Genomic DNA, 6,895 nt, shown 5'->3' with positions numbered 1-6,895 from the left:
TGCAATCCCTATCCGTTTTAGGGGTTTGAGGTCCAACGGAACGAAAGTGTACGTTTAGAGGGTTAAGTTATTGATAATATGTAATTTATCTTTCTTATATCGTCTCAATATTTATCACTATTATTAAGGTTTAAAGGCCTTAACTCTCCTTTCTCTAAATCTTCTGGCAAGGTAAATGTGTAATGACCTAACATATTGATATGTTTGTATATTAGTGGAGATAGCCGAGATATATCGTCTTCTATAATTTCTTCATTATTGGACCGCATCCAATCTAATGCTTCCTGCATATAGAGAGTATTCCATAACACGATGGCATTGGTAACGATGCCTAAAGCACCCAGCTGATCTTCTTGACCTTCTCGATAACGCTTCTTGATTTCCCCACGTTGACCATAACAAACCGCTCTGGCGACTGCGTGCCGACCTTCTCCTCTATTGAGTTGTGTTAAAATCCTGCGACGATAATCTTCATCGTCTATATAGTTAAGCAAGTACAATGTTTTGTTCACTCTGCCAACGTCCATAATACCTTGAGCTAACCCTGATGGACGACTACTCTTGAGCAAAGAGCGAACCAACTCGGATGCCCGAATAGTGCCAAGTTTCAATGAGCCAGCGGTTCGCATCATTTCATCCCACTGCTCTTCAGCCTTTGAAAGGTCCGTGCAACTTCGAGCTAAATCATCTAACGGCCCATAATCAGCAGACTTATCCACTCGCCAGAATACCGCTTCCCCTGCATCCGCCAGGCGAGGGGAAAATTGAAACCCTAACAACCAGAATAAACCGAAGATAATATCACTCGCTCCGGCGGTATCTGTCATTATCTCAATGGGATTGAGCCCTGTTTGCTGCTCCAGTATTCCCTCCAATACATAAAGTGAGTCTCGTAACGTTCCTGTCACGACGATCCCATGAAACCCTGAATATTTATCTGAAATGAAGTTATACCAAGTGATCCCACGTCCAGCACCAAAGAATTTCCTGTTCGGACCTGCATTCACTGTTTTTGCTGAGGAAATTAAACGCATTCCATCCGCGGAAGCAACATTACCGTCACCCCAAGCATTTGTTAATGGTTGTTTTATATGGAAATTAACTAACCTAGTATTCGCATTAGTTAATGTTTCTGCTCGAAAGTAATTTTGTTTAACCCAACTTAATCTGTGCCGAGTTAGGGCGGGTACATTCGATTTGATCAATGGTTCTAGACCGATATTGCACGCTTCAGCCATCAACACTGCACATACACTGATGTGTAACCCTTGCGCTCTCGCCTCGGACTCTCTAACGTGGGTAAATTCCTGAGTAAAGCCTGTCCAAGCATCAACTTCGAGTAATAACTCCGTTAAGTCTACTGGCGGGATCAACTGCTTTACTCGGCGATTCAGAGTTTTTAATGACAGAGACTCTTCAAGTTTATCTAAATTCGAGATGGTCAGTGATGGGTGCTTACCATCGGTACAAATACTCACTTCGGTGTTTTCATCAAATCTGTCAGCAACTTCTCTCCATGTATCATCCAATTGTCGTGCGAGCTGCTGCATCGCTTCATGACCATTCGTTGGGTGGCCAAGAGCTCGACAAACAGGCACTCGTTGAGCTTGCCACGCTTCACCATGTAAGAGCTTTTCTCTAGGATTACCCCAACGGTCACTCTTTGTCACCCAGACATCTCGGCGACGCAGCGAGTCTTGCAGACGCTCTAAGAAACACAAAGAGTAGCCGGCGCGTTGGATGCGACCATCCCCGTCATATACAAGCCTTTTCCATGATGTCTTAACGATGTGCTCAGGCGCATCGTCGAGAAAGCGTCTTTTCGTCTTTTTCAGCTCGGCAAGGTAATGAATGCTTTCCAGCGTACTTTCCCCAGCGGCAACCGCTGAGAAATGAAGCTCCTCTAAAACTGTCGGTAAAAAGCGTTTGACGCGCCCATATTGCTCAACCATTTCATCATAAAAATGGTTGCTCTGAGGGCGAGCGAGCTCATTGATTTTTTCAACAGACTCAAGTAGATTCGCTTCTGAAACTCGCTTAAATATCGACGTTCTCAGCTCTGTGTCACCGGTGTTTCCATCAAGTAAAACAGAGCAAGCTCTAGCTAACAATAGGGCCGCTCGGTCAAGATCTTTTAATGTTCTGAGTCGTTTTTTTTGACCGATTTTTTTAGCTTCACGTGTAATGTCAGTGATCAACAGGTCGAGTACATCAATGGCATCATCCAAAGCAATGATTTCTTGCGCTTTGACGAAAGCCGTCAGTACGGCAAGTTTTCGCTCCTCTGGCATTCGAGAAATGTATTTCACTGAAACCATCCCCGCATAGCGAGCCAAGTTACGCAGTTGTATGAGAGGGAGACCTGTAAAATTCAGCTCAGAGACCTCTAAACTGCGTAAAGTCGAATATTGAGAGAGTGCACTCAGAACGGAGGGACCACTAATGGTGGTTGGGCCTTTTCTTAGTAATTCAAGTTGTGATAAGCGTTGACCTTCAGGCACTTCCAACAATGCCAGTAACTGAGTGTTTTGCCATTGGTTAGGGAGTGCAGCCAGCTTCTTCCAGAGTCTTTTCTGTGCTCGCTCGCGAACTTCACTAATCAAGCGAGCTAATGTTGTGGCGCCTGGGAGCAAGACCTTATTTTGAAGTAGCCATGCTGTAGCAAAATCAAACATGAGTCCTGGACGCTCATTACTTAACCATGCACGAGCGAACAGTTGTCTCTTTAGACGAAAAGACCAAGGAAAACTACCAAAATCTCGATAACCGTAATGTTCTTTAATTAGAAAGGTGTGTTCACGGTGAGTAGTGGAACGCTGAGCGTAGTGCATGAGCACCTGCGGATGACGGATCCCAATTTGTTTGGCGACAAACTGTTTCACACTGGGGTAAATTGGCTCTAAGTCGGTAACGAACGTTCCAAGAAACCGAACCGTGGTCAGTTGCAGTGCAATCCCTAAACGATTGTGCTTTCCTCGACGTTGCTGGATAAACGCTAGATCGCGCTCGTCAAGATGGAAGTAACGAGCTAATTGAACATCATTTGGTTCGGCAGCATAGCATCCATAGTTTTGTTTTTGTTCTTCGGTCAAAAAATCGACGGGCATACTCTTTTCCTACAAACTGAAAAATTTAACAATCTCGCAACCGTCCGAAATGTTATAATTTATCAGACACCATAAAACAGATGCTTATGAGTGTCTATTTAATCGACAAAACGAGATAGTAGACACGGATTGTCTACTATTCGATATAGGAGACGATTTTGAGATTATTTGGATATGCTCGCGTATCGACCAGTCAACAATCTCTCGATGTTCAACTCAAAGCACTAAGAAGTTCAGGAGTGAAATCGAGTCGAATTTTCAGTGACAAAGCTTCTGGTAGTAGCAATGAGAGAAAAGGACTCGAATTGCTTCAAATGAAAGTTGAAGAAGGTGATGTCGTTTTAGTCAAAAAGTTGGATCGATTAGGGCGAGATACGGGAGATATGATCCATTTAATCAAGATATTTGATGATCTAGGTGTAGCTATCAAGTTCTTGGACGATGGAATTAGTACGGAAGGAGAAATGGGTAAGATGGTTGTTACTATCTTATCTGCTGTCGCCCAAGCCGAACGACAGCGGATACTTGAGCGAACCAACGAAGGACGAATAGAAGCCAAATTAAAAGGTGTTAAGTTTGGTCGAAAACGCTCAATCGATAGAAATCAATTAATTGCGTTATACGAGAAAGGCATTGGGGCAACTCAAATTTCTCAACAATTGAACATTGCAAGATCCACTGTCTATAAGATCCTAAAAGAAGAGAGCGAACTCTCTTTTGGAACACTTTCGTAATTTTCCTATTTTGAATATAACATTCTCAAAATCATTCTCAAAATCATTCTCAAAATAAGAATGATGACCAAATCACCTTTTTCATATTTGCTATTAATTAATCAATTAACAATAGGTTATGGAATGATTATTAATCTTGGCACTAATAATGCTTAGATAAATTTCAAAAGGAGAGCACTCATATGAAAGCTGTTGTACTATCTCCAGATTTAGAGGATGTATTGTGGATAATTTATCAAAAAAAAGGAAGGGCAAGTGTCACACTCGAAGATTTAGAACCTATAATAGAAATAATGTATAAAGACGTACAAGAAGGGGATGAATTTTTAAATACAAATAGAAAACCATTAACCCTAAAACGAAAAATCGAAATTCTAGTGAATAAATTGGAAAGTCACTAACGGTAAGATAACGATTTATGATGAATAGAATATGGATTGGATTATGTCTTAGCATCCCTCTAGTAGTTCAAGCGGAAGATGTTCCTTTTAGTGGTGATGTAAGTAGTTATTGCACCGTAAACGTAAGTTCACCAGGGACATTAAGTGTTAGCGGAACCAGTATTTCAACTCAAACAGATGCTGTTGTTTCAGTTCAAAATAATGAAGCGAATGCTTATGAATTAAATATTGTTGCACCAACAGGTTTTTCATCTACTCCAGCTGGATACTCAGGTATTGGAACATTTAGCCAAGCGGTTTTTGATTCTTCAGGGGCCAATATTGCTACTGACGTAACAAAGCTAACGTTAACCAATCTCGGAGATGATACCGTATCAGTCACTGTTGGAGGGACATCTGACACTGTTATGATAGCGGGGACTTATCAAGCTGTGGCGGTGTTATCATGCGACGCTTTATAACCATACTATGTAGCATATGCTTTAGTTCATATGCTACAGCTTTTACTGTATCTCCAATGCACAGTGACAATATGATATATAGTGACTATGCTGAAACAATATTCTTTATTAAAAACGATAGTGATTACGTTTCTTTTTATGATGTATGGCTACTAAATAGTGCAAATAGTGATAACATTATATTCAAAACGGAATTGGTCGTAGGAAATAAAGACAGAGCCAGCATTACCATACCTGTATTTGATATAGAGCCAGATCAATTGGAAACATATAGAGTGTGTGTTCAGGAGAAAATTACTCAGGAGTCAGGAAGATGGGGAGTTGTTGGCAGAATTTGTGCAAAAGTACGTTTTTATTGGCCTCGTTCACAGTTACAAGCGCTACAGCTTCAGTGATCCCACAACCAGAACTGCCTTATGGTAATGATTCTGTGCGCCTTCCAGATGGGTTTCAGTGTAGTAGTGCAATGTCACCAAGTAGCTATATTGATGCAGGTCTCTATCAAAAAAATGGTGAAGGCGAGCGTTTAGGTTATGAAGAAACTGGAGGGTATGTTCGGATCTTGATCCCTATTACTTCGGGAGTCGACCGTATTGATTGTAATAAACTATTTGTTCAGGCATTGAGAGAACGAGAAATCAACAGAGCCTTAAAAGGAATAAAAGATGAAGTGTTTGGGAAAGACAATAATTAATTTATTTACATTAAAGATATTAATTTGAGAAGCTTAGTTTATATGGAGCATATCGAACTTACTTCTTGCTCAATATTTTTAGCCATTTGGTCTGATGGTGAACTAGAGAAGGCTATAGTCATTAATCATAAAGTGGAATTGTATTTCACAAAGAAAATAGCATCCGCATTATAGTTTTTGGTATTTATATAATCGAATAGTGTTCATATTGAGTATATATGACACTCCTATAGGTGATCGGGGTAGTAGAGAATACTGACAATTAATGACAATGATAGTTATTGAACTAATTACTCTGTTTTTATCTCCATGCTGATTACAACTTTATAGTGAGAACTACCTATGTAGTTAATCCTTAAAATAAAGACGAGTTTGTTCTTGGCATTGCAAAAAAATAGGCGTTGAGGGCCCCCAAAAAAAGCTCCTTGATGGTTAAGAGTGGGTCATACAAGTTTTTATGTAGATGATGTAGCCTTTTATCCCTTAGAAGTAGCTCTTTTTTATTCTAACTTTTTAGTCATTATTGGGGGTAGTGCTTGTTAATCAATAACTTAACCCTCTAAACGTACACTTTCGTTCCGTTGGACCTCAAACCCCGTAAACTCGTCGGCTGAGTTCATAAATTGATGACTTGTCGGTAAATCGAGTGCCACCACTTTTAACCCTTTATTGGCGATGATGCTTTTTAGTTGCTCCCAGTCTTTTGAGTTGAGGCGGCTAATTCGGTCTACCTGCTCAATTAAGATAATGTCACCCGCCATAGCGACATCGAGTAAGCGGAATAATTCAGGACGATGTAGTTGAGCGCCAGATTCATTTTCCTCAAACCAACACGCGATTGGAAACCCCATTTTGTGGGCAAAGTCAATTAGGTCATTTTTTGCACGTGAGGCATCTTGATCGTCAGTTGAAGCTCTTAGGTAACCATAAATTCGGATATTGCTGTTCATCGGTGCATTTTACATTGGTTTAATTATGTTGGTGCATTATACATCTATTTTTGTCATTTACTGCACTGAAATTAGCTAGTGCATTAAAGGTGCACCCTTTTTACACCAACTGGATTTAGTGATGCTCAAAAAACACACATATATAAACCTTATTTGTTTGTATGTTTGTATGTTTGTTTGTGCGGTGGTAGGCGAGCAAACAAACATTGAGCGTGGCTACTTTAATATCTGTTTCAATAAGTCTGGATATTGGGTCTGGTAACCGCGTACATTGAATTGATTTGTCCCGCAGCCTGCTTCAGCTCTTTTCTTGTTGTAGTTCTCTTTCCGCTTCTGTCTTGATGCTCGACGCCCACACTGAGGACAACCTATTTCTCGGGTGAGAAAGTTACCTGGTGACACATAAAAATCACCGTGTATAGGGCAGATTATGGTGACGTGGGCTCGATTGTTCTCATACTGAACTTTTGAATAATCATAGAGTTCACCAAACTTTTCTTTGGCGTTAGTTAAAAACTGTGTTGCTCTTTCTTCTTTACTCGCCATGT

General features: G+C 40.6%; 8 protein-coding genes. 5 read left to right on the top strand and 3 right to left on the bottom strand.

From position 1 onward, the window contains the following. Positions 1-104: 104 nt before the first annotated feature. Entirely contained in the window at positions 105-3,107 is a 3,003-nt protein-coding gene (locus MD535_RS24765) for a Tn3 family transposase (RefSeq protein WP_265677920.1), read from the bottom strand. 158 nt (positions 3,108-3,265) lie between these two features. Between MD535_RS24765 and MD535_RS24760 the strand changes: the two genes are divergently transcribed. The 5 genes from MD535_RS24760 (at position 3,266) to MD535_RS24740 (ending at position 5,397) form a co-directional block, all read left to right on the top strand. After that, positions 3,266-3,841, top strand: a complete 576-nt coding sequence (locus MD535_RS24760) for a recombinase family protein (protein WP_265677917.1) — start codon at positions 3,266-3,268, stop codon at positions 3,839-3,841. Positions 3,842-4,023: 182 nt separating this feature from the next. Further along, on the top strand, positions 4,024-4,242 hold the full coding sequence (locus tag MD535_RS24755) for a hypothetical protein (protein ID WP_265677916.1): 219 nt from the start codon (positions 4,024-4,026) through the stop codon (positions 4,240-4,242). A gap of 17 nt (positions 4,243-4,259) precedes the next feature. Beyond that, the gene (locus tag MD535_RS24750; protein ID WP_265677914.1) at positions 4,260-4,703 is read left to right on the top strand and encodes a hypothetical protein; all 444 of its coding nucleotides are present in this window, start codon (positions 4,260-4,262) and stop codon (positions 4,701-4,703) included. Positions 4,704-4,774: 71 nt separating this feature from the next. Further along, complete coding sequence (locus MD535_RS24745) at positions 4,775-5,098, top strand: hypothetical protein (RefSeq protein ID WP_265677913.1); 324 nt, start codon at positions 4,775-4,777, stop codon at positions 5,096-5,098. Positions 5,099-5,133: 35 nt separating this feature from the next. After that, on the top strand, positions 5,134-5,397 hold the full coding sequence (locus MD535_RS24740) for a hypothetical protein (protein WP_265677911.1): 264 nt from the start codon (positions 5,134-5,136) through the stop codon (positions 5,395-5,397). 551 nt (positions 5,398-5,948) lie between these two features. On the opposite strand, the gene MD535_RS24735 is transcribed toward MD535_RS24740, so the two are convergent. Together MD535_RS24735 and MD535_RS24730 are read right to left on the bottom strand one after the other, a co-directional pair. Next, positions 5,949-6,347, bottom strand: a complete 399-nt coding sequence (locus MD535_RS24735) for a recombinase family protein (protein ID WP_265677909.1) — start codon at positions 6,345-6,347, stop codon at positions 5,949-5,951. 216 nt (positions 6,348-6,563) lie between these two features. Then, positions 6,564-6,895, bottom strand: a 332-nt coding sequence (locus MD535_RS24730) for a DUF723 domain-containing protein (RefSeq protein WP_265677905.1), incomplete at its 5' end; no start/stop codon positions are given.

The sequence above is a fragment of the Vibrio qingdaonensis genome (genome assembly GCF_026191675.1).
GTDB lineage: Bacteria > Pseudomonadota > Gammaproteobacteria > Enterobacterales > Vibrionaceae > Vibrio > Vibrio qingdaonensis.
Note: the sequence above shows the minus strand (reverse complement) of the source record. Positions and strands in the feature narration are given on the sequence as shown.

Coding starts and splice junctions, on each gene's coding strand:
- MD535_RS24735 (WP_265677909.1), bottom strand. CDS start 6,347: ATGAACAGCAATATCCGAATTTATGGTTACCTAAGAGCTTCAACTGAC.
- MD535_RS24750 (WP_265677914.1), top strand. CDS start 4,260: ATGATGAATAGAATATGGATTGGATTATGTCTTAGCATCCCTCTAGTA.
- MD535_RS24745 (WP_265677913.1), top strand. CDS start 4,775: ATGATATATAGTGACTATGCTGAAACAATATTCTTTATTAAAAACGAT.
- MD535_RS24765 (WP_265677920.1), bottom strand. CDS start 3,107: ATGCCCGTCGATTTTTTGACCGAAGAACAAAAACAAAACTATGGATGC.
- MD535_RS24755 (WP_265677916.1), top strand. CDS start 4,024: ATGAAAGCTGTTGTACTATCTCCAGATTTAGAGGATGTATTGTGGATA.